Raw genomic sequence first — 23,595 nt, forward strand, 5'->3', positions numbered from 1 at the left:
TACGACGATCATGAATAAAAAAATATTATTGGTGCTGTTAACCATTGTAATGCTTTCCAATGCATTATTTACGGTAACGGCCCTGGCTCAGGATAAAAAAGACGAAAGAACGACCACCACACGTATTGCCGATTTACTGGCTCAATTACCAGCCAGAGATGCTGCCCAACTGGAACGTAACATGAAAGAAGTGGCCGATTTAGGTGAGGAAGGATACGTAACCTTAATTAGTGGTTTAACCGCTTCAGCAAAAGGAAATAACGCGCTTATTGAGTACGCCGTAGGCGGTTTTACGGCCTACGCTACAAAAAATGGCCAACAGAACTTAAGGACTATGGCTGTTAGTGCCTATTGCAAATCGCTGGCTAAACTATCCGATAAACAGAATAAAGCATTTATCATCAGTCAGTTCGATTTAGTAGGAAATGATGCTGCGGTATCTTGTTTAACAGATTACTTAACTGACGAGCAATTGGCAGATGAATCATCGAGAGCACTAGCCAAAATTGGTACGGCTTCTGCTACAAATGCATTAATTAGTGGCTTGAGTAAAGCCAACGGTCAGGCCAAAATTGCTATTGTAGAAGCATTGGGGCATACTAATGCTAAAACAGCATCAACCGCTATTGCGCCATTGGCTACCGGAACAGATAAAGCATTAACCAAAGTAAGTTTGTATGCTTTGGCCAATATTGGCGATGCATCTGCTAAAGAAATTTTGGTAAAAGCTGCTGAACAAGCAGGTTATAAATACGACCAAACCAATGCGGTTGCAGCATTATTGGTGTATGCACAAAAGACCCTGGCAACAGATAAAAGCGGAGCAGAAACGATAGCTAAAACAATATTAGAAAAAGCAACAGCTGATGATCAGGTAAATGAACGCATTGCGGTCTTAAAATTACTTTCTGCAGCACAAATCGATCAACAGGTTTTGTTAGCTGCCATGGCTGACAAACAATTCGAATATCGTGCAGCGGCGGTTAAATTTGCCGCTGATGGTGTAAATGATACCAATAGTGCAGCCTGGGTAAACCAGTTAAAAAAGGTGGATGCCCCAACTCAGGTTTCTATTTTAGATATGCTGGCGAATAGTAAAGCAAAATCTGCATTGCCGGCCGTACTCAAATTAATTAAAAGTGACGATCAGCAGGTAAAACTGGCTGCAATTAATACAGCCGTAAAACTAGGCCAGGAAGAGGTTATAGACGACCTGTTGAAGTTAATGAGCAAAGGAGATGCTGCAGATATTGCTGGCATTGCTAATGGTATTTTAAGAATAAAAGGCGAAAGCGTAGCCACTAAAGTTGGCGCTTATCTTCCGAAAGCTAAACCAGAAGTTCAGGTTGCTTTGATTAATATTTTAGCTGCCCGTGCCGCAACAAGCCAAACTGAAGTAATTTATGCTGCATTAAACAGTAAAAAACCTGAAGTGAGAAAGGCAGCATTTCTTTCTTTAAAAGATGTTGCAGCAGCGGAAAATAAAGTACAATTATTTGATCTTTTAAATAAAACCACCGATGCCACAGAACTAACTGCTGTACAAGATGCCATTATTGCTTCGGTAAAAGGATCAGCAGATAAAGAGGCGCAAACCAATGCTATCCTTCAGCAAATGGGTAATACACCTGCTGATAAAAAAGTGCTGTTTTATAAGGTGCTGGGTAGTTTGGGCGGGCAGACGTCGTTAAAGTCGGTATCAGAAGCTTATGCCACAGGTGACGATGCGACCAAAAAAGCTGCAATCGAAGCGCTTTCTTCATGGTCGGATGCAGGCTCAACGGATGCATTGATTAACATTGCCCGTACGACGACCAATCCAGACTTTTTGAACCAGGCGATTGTGGGTTACTTAACTTTGGTAAGGAATACAAAGTATCCTGCCGAGCAGCGTTTACTACTCTTACGCAACGCAATGGCAGTGGCCAAAACCCCTGCACAACAACAGCAGATCCTTAAAGATACCGAACAGGCCAAATGTTTTAATGCCATCGTATTTGCAGGTCAGTATTTAGATAATGCTACTTTACAACAGGCTGCGGCCAATGCGGTGATGAACATTACCATGGCCGGAACCTACAACGGCGACATTGTAAAAGGCCTGTTAAATAAAACCATTGCTGTAATTACCGGAGGCGATGCAGGTTATCAGAAAGAGGGTATGCGTAAGTATATTTCTGAAATGAAAGCCGGCGAAGGCTTTGTTCAGGTTTTTAATGGCAAAGATTTATCGGGCTGGAAAGGACTTGTGGCCGATCCGATCAAAAGATCTAAAATGGATGAAAAAACTTTGGCCGAAGCACAAACAAAAGCTGATGCCGAAGCAAAAGAAAGCTGGAAAGTAATTAACGGCGAACTGCAGTTTCAGAGTCATGGCAATAACCTGGCTACTGTTAAAAAGTATGGCGATTTTGAAATGCTGGTAGATTGGAAAATCATCGACGATAAAAAAGGAGAAGGCGATGCAGGCATTTACCTGCGCGGTACACCACAGGTACAAATTTGGGATCTGGCCCGTACAAAAGTGGGTGCTCAGGTAGGTTCTGGTGGTTTGTATAATAACCAGACGAACGAAAGTAAGCCACTTAAAGTAGCCGATAATAAGTTAGACGAGTGGAATACCTTCAGAATCTTAATGAAAGGCGACCGCGTTACCGTTTATCTGAACGGACAATTGGTTACCGACAATGTAATTTTAGAAAATTACTGGAACAGAAATTTGCCAATCTTTGCTGAAGAGCAGATTGAATTACAGGCACATGGATCGCCTGTAGCTTACCGCGATATCTACATCAAAGAAATTCCCCGTCCAAAACCTTTTGAGCTGAGTGCACAAGAGAAAAAAGAAGGATACAAAGTATTATTCGATGGAACCAACATGCATAGCTGGACAGGTAATACCACCGATTATGTAATTGAAGATGGAAATATCGCCATTCGACCTAAACCAGGAAAAGGATCAGGTGGTAATTTATTCACTAAAGAAGAATTCAGCGATTTCGTTTACCGTTTCGAATTTCAGTTAACCCCGGGTGCAAATAACGGTTTAGGAATCAGAGCACCTTTAGAAGGCGATGCAGCTTATGTGGGTATGGAATTGCAGATACTGGATAATGATGCGCCAATTTATAAAGACCTGAAAGTGTACCAGTACCATGGTTCGGTTTATGGTACTATCCCGGCCAAAAGAGGATTTTTAAAACCTACAGGCGAGTGGAACTACGAAGAGGTAATTGCAAAAGGATCGAAGATTAAAGTGATCTTAAACGGCACCGTAATTTTAGATGGCGATATCGAACCCTTTAAGAAAAACGGAACGCCAGACCATAAAGAACATCCGGGTTTATCACGTGAAAGCGGACATATCGGCTTCCTGGGCCATGGTTCTCCTGTGCAGTTCCGTAACATCAGGATTAAAGACCTGAGCAAGAAAGCGACAGATCAGAAAGAAACAGATGTAAAAGCTGCGGGTAAAAAGAAATAAGTTAAATTAGCATCATAACAAGTTAATAATGATAGAAGATAAGGCAAATTCGAAAACCGAAAATTCGAGAAGAAACTTTATTAAAACAACAGCACTTGCCGCCGCTGGATTTATGATCGTACCCCGCCATGTATTGGGTGGGCCGGGTTTTCTGGCACCAAGCGATCGTTTGCAATTGGCTGGTATAGGCGCAGGTGGCAAAGGAGAGAGCGATATTGCCAGTATTGTTAGGGGAGGGAAAACTGATGTTGCTTTTTTATGCGATGTAGATGATAGAAGGGCGGCAAATTCTTTAAAAAACTTCCCAAAGGCAAAATATTATAAAGATTACCGTGAGTTATTGGATAAAGAAGGTAAAAACATTGATGCCGTAACGGTATCCACGCCCGATCATACCCATGCGCAAATTGCCATGGCTGCTATGCAGTTAGGCAAACACGTGTATGTTCAAAAACCTTTAACGCACGATATTTATGAAGCCAGGATGTTAACCGAAGCGGCAAACCGCTATAAAGTGGTTACGCAGATGGGTAATCAAGGTGCTTCGGGAGATGGGGTAAGAAGACTTCAGGAATGGTACGATGCAGGCAGGATAGGTAAAGTACATACCGTTTACTGCTGGACTAACCGGCCTGTATGGCCGCAGGGTATTTCGTGGCCAACGGGTAAGGCCGAAATACCAAAAGAACTCGATTGGGATTTGTGGTTAGGTAGTGCACCATACAAAGAATATGTAAATAAACTGGTTCCCTTCAACTGGAGGGGATGGTGGGATTACGGTACCGGTGCCATTGGCGATATGGGCTGCCACTTAGTAGAGCCTCCTTTTAGGGTATTGGGTTTAGATACACCCATCAGTGTAGAATGCAGCGTGGGCAGCGTGTACGTAGATGAATTTAAACGTGCCTATTTACCGGAAAGTTGTCCGCCATCAAGCCATGTTATTTTAACTTTTGCCAAAACGCCAAAAACCAAACATGAGGTTCAGGTGCATTGGATGGACGGTGGAATCAAGCCCGAGCGTCCGGAAGAATTAGGTCCTAATGAAAGTTTTGGCGATAACGGGGTGCTTTTTATTGGTACCAAAGGTAAAATGATCTGCGAAACCTATGGCAAAAATCCAAAGTTACTGCCACTGTCGCGTAATGAATCAGATAAAACGAAAATCACTATTCCACGTATCGCTAATCAGGAAGAAGGCCACTATACTCAATTTGCCGAAGCTGCCATTGCCGGTTACGGGAAAATGGAACTGAGTTCGCCATTTGAAATCGCCGGGCCACTTACTGAAACTTTATTGATTGCCAATCTGGCCATTAGAGGAACAGATGTACAGCGCAGAGATGCAGCGGGTAAAATCAGTTACCCGGGCAGAGATATCAAAATGCTTTGGGATAAAGTAAAAATGAAGGTGACCAATTTTGATGAGGTAAACCAGTTTGTGAAACGCGAATACCGCAAAGGTTGGACTTTAGGCGTTTAATTTTGAAAGCCATTACTTTCAACTTTGAAACTTTCAACCTTAAAACGGTACAACTTTAACTGTATGTCGACAGGAAATAAGAATTTAAAAGTATTAGTGGTAGGCTGTGGCAATATGGGTGCTTCCCATGCCACAGCTTATCATACCTTACCAGGTTTTGAAATATGCGGCTTGGTTTCGACGGGTAAAAGCAAAGAAAAACTTAATGAAAAATTAGGTGGACAATATGATTTGTATACTGATTTTTACGAGGCGCTCGAAATAACCAAGCCCGATGCCGTTTGCATCTCTACCTATCCCGATACACACGAAGCTTATGCTATCAAATCTTTCGAAAGCGGTTGTCATGTGTTTATCGAAAAACCATTGGCTGATAGTGTAGCAGGTGCAATAAAGGTAGCAGAAGCCGCAAAAAAAGCAAACAAAAAGTTGCTCGTAGGATATATTCTCCGCTACCATCCATCCTGGGAAAAATTTACTGAGCTGGCTCAGGAAATGGGAAAACCTTTAGTCATGCGCATGAATCTGAACCAACAGAGCCATGGGCCTAAATGGACGGTACACCGTAACCTGATGAAAAGTTTAAGTCCTATTGTAGATTGTGCCGTACATTACATCGATATCATGTGCCAGATGACCCGATCGAAACCTGTACAGGTGAGTGCCATTGGAGCAAGACTGACTGACGATATTCCCGAGTGGAATTATAATTATGGCCAATTGCAGATCCGTTTTGAAGATGGTTCTGTCGGATGGTACGAAGCTGGCTGGGGCCCAATGGTAAGCGATAATGCTTTTTTTATTAAAGATGTTTTTGGCCCGAAGGGATCCGTTTCCATCACGGCTAAAAAAGCAGGTGCTGCAGGGAACTCTGATAACATTGATGCACATACCAAAACCGAATCGATTAAAATACATCATGCCGATTTAGACGAACATGACGAATTCAGCAAAGCCGATGAGTGGGTAGACCTTACTGATGAACCCGATCATCAGGAATTATGCAACCGTGAACAAAGGTATTTCTTAAAAGCAATTACAGAAGATATCGATTTAACCAATGCCACTGACGACGCTGTAAACAGCCTGAAGATTGCTTTTGCCTGTGATGAATCGGTGAAAACTGGAGAAATGATCCGACTGGAATAATACTTAAAATATTCTTGGCTGCGCTACTTTGTGTTATTGTGTAATCTGCTGTTAATTATCATTTTATTTATGTATTTCCGTCCAGCTAGGCCATAGCACCTTATCCTCGTTTCACTCAAGGCCGGCCTAACAAATTTTTCGGGCTCCACTGGACTAGCCGTACCACTAGCTTCGAAAGAAAAATTTTCAGCCGGTGTTTTTTGTTTCTTTTTGACACCAAAAAGAAAGAGCCCATCGGCGGCGGAGAGCCGAGGCAAGGATGAGCCATGGGCAAAAATCAATTAAATACTCCACTCTTATTGAGTTTTACCCAATAAAATTCCCTTCGAAATAACGAAATTATTGCGTGTGTATCTTCAAAAGGTATTCCCCAAGTCTATCCATATTTTCCTTTAACCCCTCCTCCGCTTTATGCACTTTAACTATCGTTTCGCGCATCTCTGCGGTATCGAATAACATTGTCCAGTTTATCCGGCTATCTTCAACCTGTGCTTCAAAAAGAACTGTTGTAAAGAAATGTGGGTTAAAATGTTCGAACACAATTTTTTTAAGTGGAATAATCTCTTTAAAAATACTGCGGTTAGCATAGTCTTTACCATCAGGTCCATGTAAAGTCAGTTTCCATTCACCGCCCGCCTGCAAATCCATTTTATGGATGGTCGCACTAAAGCCTTTTGGCCCCCACCAGTTTTTAAGGTGATCGGGTTTAGTCCAAACCTCCCAAAGCAATTGAATATTTGCTTTGAAAGCTCCCTTAATCTGCATCGATCTGTTTTCTGTTTTTTCCATTACAGCAATTTTTTACTCTGATCATCTAAGTTAAAAAATATTGCACAGACATTAACGCAGTATGTGCGTGGGTATTTCTCACTTATTTTTAATCTAAATTGCTTTGATTCAGATTTGTTTTTTTTATATAATTACAAAATGAAATTTAAACTATTAATTCTCTCAATTCTTGTTTCTTCGTCTATTCAGGCACAAACAAATTTGAACCCAGGTTGGGAATATTTTTTTAAAAACAACCGGACAGCAGCACGCGATTTTTTCACTAAGGCAGCACTTAAACCCACATTTTCTGATGAAGCGAATGTTGCGCTATCTATGATGACAGAAATGGATCGGCCGGCCAATGAAGGTTTTAACTACCTAAATAAATTATCCAATACTTCTAAAAACCCACAGTCATACCTAGTTGCACTTTGGAGCGATTTACCTAATAATGCTTCGAGGATAAAAACGGCGGAGCAATTGGAGTTTTATAAAAAACTGGCAACACGAAAAGATGTTGATGGTACCATTAATGCATTGGCTTACGCATCATTAGGTTCGCATTTCGAAGAAAAAAAACAATATACCGAAGCCGATAAGTATTTCAATAAAATAGGTGAAATCGAAAATTGGTTAATCACGGGCGAATATGAAAATATTTCGACCAGTGGTTTCGATAAACCTTATGATGATATTATAGCCCACCCGGAACTTAATTATGTTTTTACCGGTAAAAAGAACCGCAAATTTAGCTGGAGAACGGTGCCTTATGTAAGACATGATAAATGGTTCGATTTTACCTATTATAACACTTACGAAAATGCATTACAGTTTGCCCAAACTTTTGTTAATGCACCCGCAAGTACCACCGCACAATTAAGAATTGGCGTATCCGGATCGGTAAAGGTTTGGGTAAACGATCAGCTTTTAATCAGTGAGTCTGAAGAAAGAAATAACGACCTTGATGCCTACATCGTACCGGTTAAATTAAACCAGGGCTACAACCGCGTTTTGGTGCAGATAGGCGAGAGTTATGCTGGCCGATCGAATTTTATGCTGCGGTTAACTGATGCCAACGGAACGCCATTAAACAATCTTTCTACTACGAGCACGCCGCAGACATATTCAAAAGAAACAAGTCCGGTTCCTGCGCAGCTAAAACCAGTTGGCTTTAAATATTTCGAAGATGCCCTAAAAGCAAAACCACAAAGCTATCTAAATCAGTTAATGATGGCTAAGCTTTATTTGCGTTTGGGAAATGTGTTCGATGCAAGATTGATCCTGGAGAAACTTAAAAAACGTTTTCCTGAAAGCACCTATCTCAACCTGATGATGATAGAACTGTTTGTTAAAGCCGATAACAGAACCGGTATTGAAACACTCAGGGAAGAAATTAAAACACACGATCCGGAATGTTCTTTAGCTTTGGAACTTGTATACACGGAGCACTTTCAACAGAATGATTATGTGCGTGCAAAGGAAGTTCTTGCTAAACTGGAGAAAATTTACGGAGAGGATGAAGCTGTGCTGCTGAAAAAACTCAATATACTCGGTCAGGAGAAAAAGCAACCTGAAATTATAGCTTTAGTGGAGAAAATTTATCCTCAATATTTAAGTTCAGCTGATATTGTCAATTTAAAATACCTGATTGAAGTACAGATCAGGAAGAACCCTAAAGCGATTGATATTTTGCAGAAATATATTGATGAGAATAACGATTACAAAGCAGCTAAATATGTAGCAAAGTTACATTTAGATAAAGGGGAAACCGACGCCGGTATTGATATTTACAAAAAGGAATTAGCGAACGATCCGGTAGGATTTGCAATCTACACTGACCTTGCAAGTATTTATTATCAGTTGCAACAATACGATGAGGCAGAAAAATTATATTTAAAAGTACTCGAAATTGATCCTAACAATGCATTTGTATATTCTCAGTTAGGTACGCTCTACAATGCAAATAAACAGAAGGAGAAAAGTGTTAAAGCGTACGAAAAGAGCTTACAGATTAACCCTAATAATTACACGGTTATCCAGTTGTTAAGAACACTTCAGGATAAAAAAGCCGTATTCGATTATTTCGACAAACCCGATGTTAAAACCCTGGTGAGCAAGGCGCCGTCTAAAACCGAATATCCTGATGGGCAGGTTGTGGTTTTAAATAATGAAGTGCAGAAAGTTGTATACGAAAATGGCGGATCGGAAGAGAAGCACTTTTTTACAGCAAAAATATTAACCCAAAAAGGACTGGAAAGCTTTAAAGAATATTCGATTTCATACAACAACGATCAGAATTATGCTGTAGAAATAGCGGAGGTGATAAAAGCAAACGGAACAAAAGTTCCTGCCGAAACCAATAACAACGAATTGGTGTTTACAAACCTCGAAATTGGCGATGTGATTAATATCCGTTACAAAATCGAAAATTTCCATGTTGGGGCAATGTCTACTCACTTCTGGGACTCTTTCTATTTTAGCGATGGTTTAGATAACCTTAACATTAAATACTCACTGTTAATCCACCGTGATAAAGCCTTTAAATATGTTTTTTCACAACAGGATATTGCGCCGGTTAAAACAGCGAAAGATGAGTTTGACCTGTATGTATGGGAAAAGAATAAACAGGAAGCTTTGAGGTATGAGGATAAAATGCCTCCAATGGATGATGTAACCAATATGCTTTATTTATCATCTATACCCGACTGGAAATTTATTGCAGATTGGTACGACAATATTGCATCGGCTAAAGCGCGGAGCAGTTATGAAATAAAAACAGTAGTAAACGACTTGTTTGCCGGTAAAAGTAATTTGGATGATTTAACCAAAATCAAGATGATTTATAATTACATCATTACCAACATCGCATACAGTTCAGTATCGTTCAGGCAAAGTGGTATTATTCCTCAAAATCCATCAACGGTTATTAACACCAGAATTGGCGATTGTAAAGATGTATCTACGCTTTTTGTGAGTATGTGTAAGGAGGCTGGAATTACAGCAACGCTGGCTTTGGCTAATACCAGAGATCGCGGACAAAATACGCTATTGTTGCCTAGTATCGAATTTAACCACTGTATCGCCAAATCTACCATCGGAGGGAAAGATTACTGGGTTGAGCTCACTTCCGGTACCTTGCCTTTTAATACTTTCAGCAATACATTTTTGGGTTCTAATATCCTCGAAATTAATAAAACAAGCACAGCGTTGGCCAAGTTTAATCCGGGTATAAGAGGAAGAAATATGATGGGCTACAAAACCGAGGTTAAACTGGAAAATGCCGACATGACGGTTAAAGAGACCAATTGGAATACGGGATCAATGTCTAGCTATATCAGAAGTGTTTTTAACGATTTGAGCAGTGCAGATCAAATCAAGAAAATGAAAGAGGACCTAACCAGTATTTATCCTGAAAACGAGATTTATAACCTTAGTTTTACCAACCTCAATACCTCAAAATCGAGTTCAGATACTGTTGGAACAGCCTGTTCATATAAATTGCTCAACGTAAGTAAAAGTGTAGCGGGCATGTCGATATTCTCTATTCCATGGTCAAACAAGTCTTATGCAACAGCCTTGCAGGTGGTTGCACCGCGGAAATTTGGTATCGATCTTACCCAGCTTTTTGGTGTAGATGAGTCTAATCAGGAACTATCATTAGAACTTCCGACCGGAAAAGCAATGGTTCAGCCTTTTAAAGCTGTTCAACTGAGTAATGATTTTGTCGATTTTAAACTCGAAAGTGTACAGCAGGGGAATAAACTTGTTTTAAAACGGACTTTTGCACTAAAGAAAGATTATGTTCCTTTAGATAAGATCGATCAGTTTAAAGCTTTTTATAAAGAAATGGCCGACGCCGATGATCAGCAACTGGCCATGAAATAAAATGAGCTATTTGTAATTCACTTCGAATTTGTCACGTTAAGCTTGCCGAAATGCTCTTTAAGATGTTTAAAACAGGTCCTTCGGCAAGCTATTGTGACAGATCACAAAAAAGGTCGTCATTGCGAGGAGGAATCCCGAATGTTCGGGAAAGCAATCTTTCAAGCCCATGTTCCTTGCCATAAAGATTGCTTCCCCGAAAGTCATCATCGTGTGCACACATCTTTGTTAGCGTGTATTTTTTGACATATTCTAAAGGCGATCGTCATGCTGAACTTGTTTCAGCATCTTTTTTGCTATTAAAAACATTATAGCCCAAAAAGAACTATCGTTTACGCACAAGTATTAATTTTTTCCGCTCTCTGCCGCGGGGCATGGTAGTTTTTCGCAGATCATGCTGTTTTTATTTGTGCTCAAGTCCCGATTTTCATCGGGGTTGGAGCGCCAAAGTACCCAAAGCGCTTTGTCAATCCGGCAAGGTGGCTTCTCACTGCCCTAGGCTCATCAAAAAAACAGCGGCACTTCGTTTAATCAGGAATTGTTTTTATTTCTTTAGCCTGATTGAGCCCTTCGGGTTTTGTGTTCAATACCTTTTAAAAGCTGAGAATCATGATTATTGAACACAAACCACTGCGTTTAAGGTTTGGTAGTGCTATTTGTTCTATTCCGCAAATGTTTTTTTTGATTTTTCTGCCACTTTGGATTGAAGAAGTTCTTCGGCAAAGCCTGAACTTTATTAATGTTGGTTAGCAAAAATGCCTAAAAAAACCAAATCAGAAGATCTGCCCACACGATAACAAAAGTTCGGGACAGACAGTCGGCTGAAAAGTCCTTCCCGCAATGACGATTCCTCACAGTCTATCACTGCAAAAAAATTATACCTCTTTATTTTTTTCTCTTATTTCTATATGCTTTAGGCGACATCCCCATTTGACGTTTAAAAAAGCGGGAAAAATAAAACGGATCACTCATGCCAATTTCTGTTGTGATCTCTTTTATGCGCATAGGAGTAAACATCAAATACTGACAGGCTTTTTGTAGTTTAAGGTGATTTACATATTCCATAGGCGGGTACCCTGTTTTTTGCTTGAACAAAAAAGATAAATGAGAAGCAGAAATATTTAAATCAGTGGCCATCTGCGTTAATGATAATGTTTGCTGAATATTATTCGTCATATAATCAATCGCTCTGTTTACAATACCCAGGTCCTGGTTAGTTTTGTCGATATCGAACTTATTTTGGTAGGCAAAGCTTCCTAAAAAGTGATAGAAGCAAAGGCTGGAATACTCCATGTTTTCGACACTGTAACCACGCTCAAGCTGATGGTATATCGTGTCGAATAGTGCTATTCTTTTTTCAGAATAATGGATAAATTCTTTGCCGTTATTTAGTCTTAAACTGATGTCATTTACGATAGAATCGGCATTTTGGCCGGTAAAGTGTGCCCAATAAATAGTCCATGGATTATTTCCAACGGTACCATAAACATGTTCGGTGCCTTTAGGGATGATGAAAAAATTATTGGGTTCTATCTCATAAACTTTTTTGTCTATTTTAACCGTTCCCCGCCCTTCTGTACAGTAAATAAGGATATGTTCATTTGTGCCATTTGCCCTTTTTCGGTAATGAAAACGTGCTTTAGGGTAATAACCTATACTGCTTACACACATGCTGTTGATTACACTGTTGCTTGCGCAAGTTTTGGATAGTATTTTTTTTGGCACTATTACGGCCTTTTGCCCCTCAAAACCATCATTTTTTTTTATCATTCTATTTTTTTACAAGAAAGTAAGAAAATCCATTATTATCCTCAATCCGTGCATTGAAATGTTACCGCGGTATACTGATGTTTGTGTATGTTTTGTATTTATCAATAACCAAATATATGCACACAATGTCTCAAAGCAAATTTAATACGGCTTACATCACTTTCATCTCCTTACTTGCGGCAGGCGGGGGCTATTTATTTGGCTTCGATTTCGCCGTAATATCAGGCAGTTTACCCTTTTTAGAGAAACAATTTCAGCTTACCCCTTACTGGGAAGGTTTTGCAACCGGCAGTTTAGCTTTAGGCGCCATGGTAGGCTGTTTGATTGCCGGTTATGTGTCTGATGCGTATGGACGTAAGCCGGGGTTAATGATTGCAGCATTTGTGTTTTTAGCTTCGTCCTTAGCGATGGCTATGGCGCCAAACCGTGATTTTTTTATTGTTTCCAGGTTTTTTTCCGGCATAGGGGTTGGCATGGCGTCGATGTTATCGCCGATGTATATCGCCGAATTGGCGCCTCCAAAATTTAGAGGCCGTCTGGTTGCCATTAATCAGTTAACGATTGTTTTGGGGATATTGATTACGAATCTGATCAATTATACGTTAAGAAATACTGGCGAAGATGCCTGGCGCTGGATGTTTGGGCTTGGGGCAATCCCTTCAGGTATCTTTCTTATAGGCATTTCAATACTCCCTGAAAGTCCGAGGTGGCTGGTACAAAAAGGTAAAAACGAAAAAGCACTTAAAGTTTTAAATAAGATCGGAAATCATGAATTTGCTGCCGATGCTTTAAAAAATATAGAGCAAACCTTGCAACGCAAATCCAATGTGGAGCATGAGAGTATATTCAATAAAATGTATTTCCCTGCAGTGATGATCGGTATCGGTCTGGCTATTTTTCAGCAGTTCTGTGGCATTAATACCGTTTTTAATTACGCACCTAAATTGTTTGAAAGCATAGGTACCTCGCAGGATGACCAGCTTCTACAAACAGTGTTTATTGGAGCGGTAAATGTGATATTCACGATTTCGGCCATGTTTTTAGTCGATAAAATAGGAAGAAAACCATTAATGCTGATCGGGGCAGGTGGTTTGGCCGTTTTGTATGTGCTCATCTCTCAGTTGTTGGCATCTGGCTCTACCATGGTTTCCTGGTTTTTATTGAGTGCCATTGGCGTTTATGCCGTTTCGCTTGCACCGGTTACCTGGGTGCTCATTTCGGAGATATTTCCAAACAAAGTCCGTGTAAAAGCCACTACCTGGGCTATACTATGTTTATGGGGTGCATATTTTGTGCTTGTATTTACCTTTCCAATTTTATTCGATTGGCTCAAAGAAAGTATTTTTTACATCTATGCAGCGATCTGCACTTTAGGCTGTATTGGGATCTGGAAATTTGTTAAAGAAACCAAAGGAAAAACCCTCGAAGAAATCGAAGATATACAGATAGTACATTAAACCTGGTTTACAATAAAATAATTACCGCACTCAACAAACCATGCAGATTAAACCTGCAATGCAATAATATTACTATTTACGATTAACACTTTATATACAATATGGAAGTAAAAGCCTGGGAAGAAAAAGTAATTATCCCTACCTATAAAACGAGCGGGCCAGACAAGAATCCAATGTTTCTTGAAAAGAGAATTTATCAGGGAAGTAGCGGCACGGTTTATCCGCACGCTGTAATAGACCAGGTATATGATGAAAAGGTAGATCAGGAATATCTTGCTGTTTTTCTGGAAAACGATTTTATTAAAATCATGATTTTGCCAGAACTGGGTGGACGCATTCAGATGGCCTACGATAAAACAAATGATTATCATTTTGTTTATTACAACCAGGTTATAAAACCAGCGCTTGTGGGTTTAACTGGTCCCTGGATATCGGGAGGAATAGAGTTTAACTGGCCCCAGCATCACCGTCCCAGCACTTTCGATCCTATAGATTTTACGATTGAAGCACACGCCGACGGGAGCAAAACCGTTTGGGTAAGTGAAATTGAAAAAATGTTCCATACCAAAGGGATGGCTGGTTTCAAATTGTATCCCGAAAGTGCTTACCTCGAAATTACCGGTAAACTTTATAACAGAACGACATTACCGCAAACTTTTTTGTGGTGGGCAAATCCGGCGGTTGCAGTTGATGAACATTATCAATCTGTTTTTCCGCCAGATGTAACAGCCGTTTACGATCATGGAAAAAGAGATGTCTCACTTTTTCCGATAGCTAAGGGGACTTACTATAAAAAAGATTACGCACCAGGTACCGATATTTCATGGTACAAAAATATACCTGTGCCTACCTCATTTATGGCCGTAGGTTCTGATTTCGATTTTGTTGGCGGCTATCACCATCAAAAACAAGCAGGAATTTTACACATTGCCAATCACCATATTTCGCCGGGTAAAAAACAGTGGACCTGGGGATCTGGTAACTTTGGACAAATGTGGGATAAACATTTAACGGATGAAGATGGACCCTATATCGAAATAATGACAGGCGTTTATACCGATAATCAGCCAGATTTTTCGTGGATTATGCCCAATCAGGAAATAACTTTTACCCAATATTTTCTGCCTTACAAAGAAATCGGTTACGTTAAAAATGCTACAAAAGATGCCTTAGTTAACTTAACATTTAACGGCGACACCGCAAATGTTAAAGTTTATGCTACAGCCATTCAGGATCAGGCCAATATTACCTTGAAGTTAAAAGGACAAATCCTTTTTAGCAGCCAGGAGAACCTATCACCACTTAAAGCTTTCGAAACCACCATTAAACTGCCCGAAAACTATGTTGAACAAGATATAGAATTGATGGTCAGTAATTCGGCAGGGGAAAAATTAGTGGTTTATTCGCCAATAGCGGTAAAGGATGTAGATGTTTCGCCAGAAGCAGCCAAACCCTTAGTGGCGCCTAAGGCGATGAAAACGAATGAAGAACTTTACATGGCCGGACTTCATTTAGAGCAGTACAGACACGCCACCTATTCGGCCAAGGACTATTATGAAGAAGCGCTGAAACGGGATGATACCGATATCAGAAATAACAATGCATTAGGCTTATATTATTTTAGAAGAGGGCAATTTGCCGTTTCTGAAAAGTATTTTCAAAGTGCAGTTAACACCTTAACCAGGCATAATCCAAATCCTTACGATGGTGAACCCTTATATCATTTAGGATTGAGCCTGTTATATCAGGATAAGCTTAACGATGCTTATGATAAGTTTTACAAAGCAGCCTGGAATGTAGCACAGCAAGACAACGCTTATCTGCAGTTAGCCAAAATAGAAACCATTAGAAATAATTGGAATGAGGCCCTGCAATTGGTAGATCGGGCCCTGATCCGTAATGCACATGGTTTTAAAGCAAGGCACTTAAAAACATTGCTGTTACGCAAATTGCAAAGATTCGACGACGCGGCGAAACTAGCCGCCGAAACGTTGTCGATTGACCATTTTGATTTCGGTTCTATCTATGAATTATCTTTAATCCATCAGCAAAACCCTGCTGAAAGCCAGAAATGGGTAGAGATTTTAAAAGAAAGATTAAGAGATAATGCACATAGCTATATTGAAATCGCCATCGATTATGCGGCCTGTGGCAGGTATGAAGAAGCAATTGCTTTATTGCTGTTATGCGAAAATAAAGAGCAGCAACCTTTATACTTTTATTACCTGGCTAACTATAACGCCCGATTGGGTAATAGAGAAAAAGCTCATCAGTATCTGTCGAAAGGCTTTGAACTGGGGCCGGATAAAGTATTCCCCAATCGCTTAGAGGATATTGAAATCTTAAAATTTGTGACCAAAGAAAATCCGCAGGATGATAAGGCATTTTATTATCTCGGCAATTTATGGTACGATAAAAGGCAATACGAAGAAGCCATAAACTGCTGGAATGCGTCGGTAAGTATAAATCCCGATTTTGCCTCAGTAAACCGTAATTTAAGTATCGCTTATTATAATCGGGATAACAATGAAGAGAAAGCATTGTCTTTCATGGAGAAAGCATTTTTTAACGACCCCACAGACGCCAGGGTATTGTTGGAATTGGATCAGCTGCATAAAAGATTAAATTATTCCATTTCTTACAGATTGACTTTTCTGGAAAAATATAAAGCACTCCTATTAAACAGGGATGACCTGTACCTGGAATACCTTACGTTAAAAAATCTTAACGGAGATTTAGATGAAGCCTTAGCCTTATTAACCAGCCGTAAATTTCATCCATGGGAAGGTGGAGAAGGTAAAGTAAGTCAGCAGTATGTTTTTGCAAAAGTAGGTTTAGCAAAAATGGCCATTACACAAGACGATTACACTGGGGCGATAAAATTACTGAATGATGCGACTGTATATCCTGAGAATTTAGGCGAAGGCAAGCTGTACGGTACCAGAGAAAACGATATTGATTATTGGCTGGGCGTAGCATACCGTCATTTAGGTGATCAAAAAAATGCAGAAGCATATTTTACCAGTGCAAGTGCAGGCGATATGGAGCCAACTGCGGCTATATTTTACAATGATGCACAACCCGATGCCATATTTTACCAGGGATTGGCCTACCGTGAGCTGAAGAATAATCTTGCTGCAAATGAAAAGTTTAACAGCTTAATCGATTATGGAAAACGCCATATGGATGACAACATTAAGCTGGATTATTTTGCCGTATCCTTACCCGATCTGATGATTTTTGATGATGACCTGAACAAACGCAACAAAGTGCATTGCCTGTACATGGCCGCATTAGGATATACTGGCCTGGAAGAAAACAACCTTGCAGAACAAAGTATAAATGAAATATTGATGCTGGATAACGGACATCTGGGTGTAAGGGCAATAACCAATCACACCAATTCAGTTAAAAACTGATCTTATATATTACAAACCAAAGCATCATGAGCATACTTTCCACAAAAAGGAATGGTAAATGTTCATGATGGCTTAAAACCATAAAAAACAACAGATAAAAAATGAAAAGATATTTTCATATAAAAGGGTTTTTGATTTTTATAATTTTCATCTTTCTCCACTTAAATAGTAGCGCCCAGCATATCATTTCATTAGCCGGTAAATGGTCTTTTGAGTTAGATCCCGATAGCTTAGGTTACAAACAAAACTGGTCAAAAAAAGTACTCCAAAAGTCGATACAACTACCCGGCACTACCGATGAGGCTGGATATGGAACAGTTACCAAAGGTTCTGATTATGGAATACTTACCCGTGCACATAAATATGTCGGACCAGCCTGGTATCAAAAAAAAATAACCATTCCTGCGGCATGGAACAATAAAAAGGTTAACCTTTTTTTAGAACGTGTTTTATGGGAAAGTAAAGTATATGTTGATGGCAGGGAGGTTTCAGCCCTATCACCATTATATATTGCACACCAACATGCTTTGGGTAGGCTAAGCAAAGGTGTACATACCATTACCATCTGTGTCAATAATGATATGGTTCATAATATTGGCGATAAAGGCCACGGCTATTCAGAATATACGCAAAGTATCTGGAATGGGGTGGTAGGCCGTATCGAGCTGCAAAAACAGGAAGATGTTGCCATTCATACGGTTAAAACTTATCCCGATCTTTCGGCAAAAAGCCTGCGGTTAGAGGCCTTGATCAACAACTCGCTGCAAAAGAAAATGCCACTCATCCTTACAGCTACCCTAAAAGATCAAAAAACAGGGAAGGTAATCCGTACGCAGCAACAGCAGGTAGTGGCAAAACCTGGCCAAGCGAAATACGATATGGTTCTTGATCAATTAAAAGGAGTTAATGCCTGGGATGAATTTGACCCTGCTTTATATCAGGTTGCCCTGCAAATTAAAAATGGCATTTCGGCTGCACCCTGGACTGATGTAATCGGATTTAGAAAATTAAGCACCACGGCACATAAAATTTTAGTAAACGACAAAGTTTCATACATCAGGGGGAATTTGGATTGTGTACACTTTCCGCTAACCGGTTATCCCTCTACCAATGATAAAGATTGGGAAAAGATTTTTCAAAAGTACAAAGACTATGGCCTGAATACCGTGCGTTTTCACTCCTGGTGCCCGCCTGAAGCTGCCTTCAGGGTTGCCGATAGAATGGGTATTTACATACAGGCGGAAGTCCTGTGGATCGATTGGTGGATGTCTAAACCCAATCCAGACCGCCCGGAAATGGACACGAAAGGTTTTCCACAGGGTTTAGGGAAAAACCCAAGTGCCGATAAATTTGTACAGGAAGAAATGAAGCGTATAGTAGATACTTATGGCAATCATCCATCTTTCCTTTTCTTCTGTATTGGTAATGAACTCGGAAATTCTGATTTTACAGTAATGCAGGAATGGATTAAAAAAGTAAAACAAGAAGATCCACGTCGCTTATATGCTGTTTCTACGGCCAGAAAAATCACTCCGGTTGACGATTATATGGTTACCCACAATATCCCCGGCGTAGGTGGAACCTATGGTAACAGCATCAATAAAACCGATGCCGATTTAGAAAAGAATTACAGCAAGGCAACTATTCCCATCATTGCACACGAGGTGGGGCAGTATCCTGTTTATCCGGAATGGAAAGAAATTGATAAATACAAAGGCGTTTTAAAAGCACGTAACCTCGAAGGTTTTAAAGAAATGGCGCAAAAAAATGGCATTGCAAGTCAGGATGCCGATTTTCATCAAGCCAGTGGCGCTTTGCAACAATTGTTATATAAAAATTTAATAGAGAATGTACTGCTTGCACCATCGAGTGCTGGTTTTCAGCTGCTGAGCATGCAGGATTACCAGGGACAGGGTGAGGCTTTAATCGGTTGGTTAGATGCTTTCTGGGAGGATAAGGGGATAGCCGATCCTAAAGTATTCAGGCAACATTCAAACGCCGTTGTACCATTAATCCGCATTAACAGTTTTACATTTACGCAAAGCGATACCATCAAATTATCAATGGAGGTGGCCAATTATTTCAAACAAGATATTGGTGCAAAACTGAACTGGCAATTAACGGATGATGGTGGAAATGTAATTAAAAGTGGTACAGCTTCAACAGATCGTTTTCCACAGGGCACATTAACTGCGGCCGGACAGTTGACCATCGCCTGTAACAGCTTTCCTGCGCAAGCAAAAAAATATATGTTCAGCCTGCAGCTGGCGGGCACAGAATACCGCAATTCATGGCCTTTGTATGTATTTCCAAAAACGCCTGAAATCATAGGTCATAATACTGTTTATGTAGCTTCCGAATGGGATAATAAAGTTGATAGTGTTTTAAATAATGGTGGTAAAGTATTACTTCTGGCCAGCAAACTGGGCACCAAGAATACAGCTAAACCAGTTTCTTTTACACCACTTTTTTGGTCGAGTAGTTTTTTCCCTGGACAGGGAAATGAAACTTTAGGTTCACTGATTAATACCCAAAGTGAAGCCTTTAAAAATTTCCCAACTGATGGTTTTGCCAGTTGGCAATGGTATAAAGCGGGCAGTGGCGCAAAATACTTCGATCTATCGGCAATGCCCGAAACCTTTAAGCCATTGGTACAGCCCATTTCCGATTTTCATTACAATAAAAAGCTGGGCAGTATATTCGAAACCAAAGTAGGCACAGGTAAACTGCTGGTTTGTGGTTACGATTTCACCAAAAAAGAAAATGCCTATTTACAGCAACTCAGGTATAGTTTAACGAATTATATGCAGAGCAATGCGTTTAATCCAGGCCAGGCACTTCCAGTTGAAAAACTTAAGGTCATACTGGCAAAAGTGCCGACAGCAGAAAATCAGAGTTTATTGCCCGATCAGTTTAAAAATGCCATTCTTTATTTAAACGCCGGAAAAAAAGCAAGTACAGCTAAAAGCGACTGGAATAATACGCTGGATGAAGTTGTGGTAAACAAAGGCTTTACGTATGAAGTAAGTGGTGCTAAGGTTTCGAAAGAGAATGAAAAGGGCAGCTGGTCGTCAAGACGGATGAATATTAATATTGCTCCGCCAAATGGAATAAAAGGTTACATCTACCTGCATTTCACCAACCCAAATGCTTCAAAAACATCCGGCATCGTTTCTTTAGAAGGCAGGGAATTGGCCATTGGTGAAATACCAGCTACGGGCAAATGGATAAAAGTATTTATGATGAGGGAAGATACTAACGATGGAAAGTTAAATATAAACGTAACTGCCGAAGGTGGCGCCAGTATTGAAATAGATCAACTGGTCGTGGTACCAGAAGATTAGTTGCCCTTGATATAACTAAAGAACCGATTACTAAATATATTTTTAGATGAAGAAATTATGGTTTGCCTGTTTTTTTCAACTTCTCCTCATCTCAGGCGTGGTTGGACAAGGCAAAAACAAAACTGCAATTGATGAAGCGCAAATAGATCTTGCCGGAACCTGGTTGTTCCGAATGGATTCTCTTAAAGTTGGGGAACAGGAAAAATGGTACAGCAAGCCTGCTCCATTTTTTCAACAAAAAATACAATTGCCCGGTACTACTGATGATGCCGGTTTAGGAAATCCCCTACAATTGAAACCTGAGCTTAAGCGCGCTGTAATGTTGCATTTGTGGCGTAAATTTTCATATGTTGGGGCAGCCTGGTACCAAAAAGAAGTAAATATTCCTGTATCCTGGAATAATAAACAAATATCCCTGCTGTTAGAAAGAGTAATCTGGCAAACGGATGTATGGGTTGATGGAAAAAGCGTGAATGTACAGGGTGAAAGTCTTAGTGCACCACATGAGTTTGATTTATCAGCTTTTTTAAAACCAGGAAAACATACCATTACCATTAGGATCGATAACAGTAAGAAATTCGATATTGGCGATGGACATGCTTATTCAGCCGAAACACAGATTATTTGGAATGGTGTAATCGGGCAGCTACAGCTGATTTCCAGACCAAGCATTTATATTAAAAATGTACAGGTTTTTACTGAAGAAAAATTAAAAAGGATAAAAGTTGTCAGCGAGATTGAGAATAAGTCTGGTAAAAAAATTACTTCAACCCTCCATTTAACAACCATAAGCAATCAGGTTAAATTTAACAATGCACCTGTTCCGGTATTGCTGAAACCCGGTATAAATACGGTGGTGAATTATGTGGCCATTCAATCGGCCATTAAAAAATGGGATGAATTTAATCCATCATTATATAAGCTAAATGCAACGGTAAAATATGGCACTACAATACATAGCACAAGTACCAGTTTTGCTTTTAGAACATTGAGCAGTAAGGGCTCACAACTGCTCATCAATGATCGGCCTTTGTTTTTAAGGGGAACCTTAGAATGCAATATTTTTCCATTAACCGGGTATCCGCCAATGGAAAAAGCAGGGTGGAAAAAAGTTTTCGAAAGTGCAAAGGCATATGGCTTAAACCATCTCCGTTTTCATAGCTGGTGCCCACCTGAAGCAGCTTTTAGTGCGGCTGATGAAATGGGTTTTTACCTGCAGATCGAATTACCCGCATGGTCGCTTAAAATAGGAACCGATAAATTGGCTGACGATTTTTTCGATAGGGAAGCCAGTAGGATCATCAGGTATTATGGTAACCACCCATCGTTCTGTTTTTGGAGTATGGGCAACGAAATGCAAGGCAACATGAAATGGTTAAGTGATGAGGTTGTTAAATTAAAAGCGCAAGACCAGCGGAGGATGTATACCACTACTTCCTACACCTTTGAGCGGGGATTTGGCGATTGGCCGGTAACAGCTGATGATTATTTTATTACACAACGAACCAAAAAAGGATGGGTACGGGGACAAGGAATTTTTGACGTTGAAGCACCTTCTTTTAACAAAGATTATGCTAAATCGGTAGATAGTTTGCCCGTTCCACTCATCACCCATGAGATTGGACAATATGCTGTGTATCCCAATATCAATGAAATTTCTAAATATACCGGTGTACTTGCTCCATTAAACTTTATGGCCATTAAAGATGATCTGGAAAAGAAAAAAATGGTTTCGCTAGCTGGTGATTTTACAAATGCCAGTGGGAAGCTTGCCGTACTCCTTTACAAAGAAGAAATTGAACGGGCGCTTAAAACCAAAGGAGTAAGTGGATTTCAATTGTTAGACCTACACGATTTTCCGGGACAAGGAACTGCACTGGTGGGTATCCTTGATGCATTTTGGGAAAGTAAAGGTTTAATTAAACCAGAAGATTTTAGGAAATTCTGTGCGCCAGTTGTGCCACTGATCAGATTTGAAAAGGCAACTTACACCAATGATGAAACCTTTAAAGCTAAAATCGAGGTGGCTAATTTTGGCGCGGCTCCCTTAAAAAATGCAAACATAATCTGGCAGATTAAAGGCGATCATAACATGCTGGTTGCATCGGGTAAAATAAGCGGTACAAATATTAATCTGGGAAATAGTTCCGTTGTAGGAGAGATTAATGCTGTTTTAACTAAAGTAGATCGGGCACAAAAATTAACGGTACATGTAAGCATTGAAAATACGCGATATAGCAACAATTGGAATATCTGGGTGTACCCTCAAAAAGTGGAAACAGTAGTTAGAGATGTTATTTTTACTACCGATTACCAGGAGGCTGCAGATGCTTTAGCACAAGGGAAAAAGGTGTTGTTAAATCCAGCTAAAGAAAAAATAAATGGTGTTGAAGGTAAATTTGTACAGGTTTTTTGGAGCCCGGTTCACTTTCCTAATCAGCCGGGTACGATGGGTTTGTTGATCAACCCTCAACATCCTGCTTTTGAAAACTTCCCTACTGATAATCATACAGACTGGCAATGGTGGGACCTTTGCAAAAAATCAACAACGTTGGAGCTCGATAGTATAGGTTTAGCGCCTTCGGCCATTGTGCTGCGAAATATTGATAATTTTTTTAAAAATAGAAATATGGCCAGCATAGTTGAAGCCAAGGTTGGCAATGGTAAGTTATTGCTCTGTACAATGGATATCAATACCAATATCGCCAATAGGCCAGTCGCCAGGCAGTTAAAATACAGCCTGTTGAGGTATATGGAAAGTGATAAATTTAATCCAGTGACCGTATTAGAAAAAGAGCGTTTTAAAAGAATAGAAAAATTGCCAAAGCAAAAATAG

General features: G+C 40.0%; 11 protein-coding genes. 8 read left to right on the forward strand and 3 right to left on the reverse strand.

Features of this window, described 5'->3' with window-relative positions:
- Positions 1 to 10 precede the first annotated feature (10 nt).
- The 3 genes from CA265_23290 to CA265_23300 all read left to right on the forward strand — a co-directional run bounded on the left by CA265_23290 (position 11) and on the right by CA265_23300 (position 6,116).
- Positions 11 to 3,484, forward strand: a complete 3,474-nt coding sequence (locus CA265_23290) for a hypothetical protein (GenBank protein ARS42422.1) — start codon at positions 11 to 13, stop codon at positions 3,482 to 3,484.
- Positions 3,485 to 3,512: 28 nt separating this feature from the next.
- Positions 3,513 to 4,967 (forward strand): oxidoreductase, encoded by a 1,455-nt coding sequence (locus tag CA265_23295; GenBank protein ARS42423.1) that lies wholly within the window; start codon positions 3,513 to 3,515, stop codon positions 4,965 to 4,967.
- A 63-nt stretch (positions 4,968 to 5,030) separates the two neighbouring features.
- Complete coding sequence (locus CA265_23300) at positions 5,031 to 6,116, forward strand: oxidoreductase (GenBank protein ID ARS42424.1); 1,086 nt, start codon at positions 5,031 to 5,033, stop codon at positions 6,114 to 6,116.
- Between the two features lie 23 nt (positions 6,117 to 6,139).
- Here the strand turns inward: CA265_23300 and CA265_23305 are convergent, their stop codons facing one another.
- Complete coding sequence (locus CA265_23305; GenBank protein ID ARS42425.1) at positions 6,140 to 6,373, reverse strand: hypothetical protein; 234 nt, start codon at positions 6,371 to 6,373, stop codon at positions 6,140 to 6,142.
- Positions 6,374 to 6,455: 82 nt separating this feature from the next.
- Complete coding sequence (locus tag CA265_23310) at positions 6,456 to 6,905, reverse strand: polyketide cyclase (protein ARS42426.1); 450 nt, start codon at positions 6,903 to 6,905, stop codon at positions 6,456 to 6,458.
- A gap of 138 nt (positions 6,906 to 7,043) precedes the next feature.
- Here CA265_23310 and CA265_23315 point away from each other — a divergent pair, with 138 nt between their 5' ends.
- Entirely contained in the window at positions 7,044 to 10,772 is a 3,729-nt protein-coding gene (locus CA265_23315) for a hypothetical protein (GenBank protein ARS42427.1), read from the forward strand.
- 882 nt (positions 10,773 to 11,654) lie between these two features.
- Here the strand turns inward: CA265_23315 and CA265_23320 are convergent.
- Positions 11,655 to 12,539 carry an AraC family transcriptional regulator gene (locus CA265_23320; GenBank protein ARS42428.1) on the reverse strand — a complete coding sequence of 295 codons (885 nt, stop codon included), beginning with the start codon at positions 12,537 to 12,539 and terminating at the stop codon, positions 11,655 to 11,657.
- A 125-nt stretch (positions 12,540 to 12,664) separates the two neighbouring features.
- On the opposite strand from CA265_23320, the gene CA265_23325 reads away from it, so the two are divergent.
- From CA265_23325 to CA265_23340, 4 genes are all read left to right on the forward strand, one after another.
- A complete protein-coding gene (locus CA265_23325) occupies positions 12,665 to 13,996 on the forward strand; it encodes an MFS transporter (protein ID ARS42429.1) in 1,332 nt (443 codons plus the stop codon).
- 101 nt (positions 13,997 to 14,097) lie between these two features.
- Complete coding sequence (locus CA265_23330; GenBank protein ARS42430.1) at positions 14,098 to 17,415, forward strand: DUF5107 domain-containing protein; 3,318 nt, start codon at positions 14,098 to 14,100, stop codon at positions 17,413 to 17,415.
- A 101-nt stretch (positions 17,416 to 17,516) separates the two neighbouring features.
- Positions 17,517 to 20,759: a hypothetical protein gene (locus tag CA265_23335; protein ARS42431.1), complete on the forward strand. Its 3,243-nt coding sequence runs from the start codon at positions 17,517 to 17,519 to the stop codon at positions 20,757 to 20,759.
- A 46-nt stretch (positions 20,760 to 20,805) separates the two neighbouring features.
- Positions 20,806 to 23,595 carry a glycoside hydrolase family 2 gene (locus CA265_23340; protein ID ARS42432.1) on the forward strand — a complete coding sequence of 930 codons (2,790 nt, stop codon included), beginning with the start codon at positions 20,806 to 20,808 and terminating at the stop codon, positions 23,593 to 23,595.

This window comes from Sphingobacteriaceae bacterium GW460-11-11-14-LB5 (genome assembly GCA_002151545.1).
Lineage (GTDB): Bacteria > Bacteroidota > Bacteroidia > Sphingobacteriales > Sphingobacteriaceae > Pedobacter.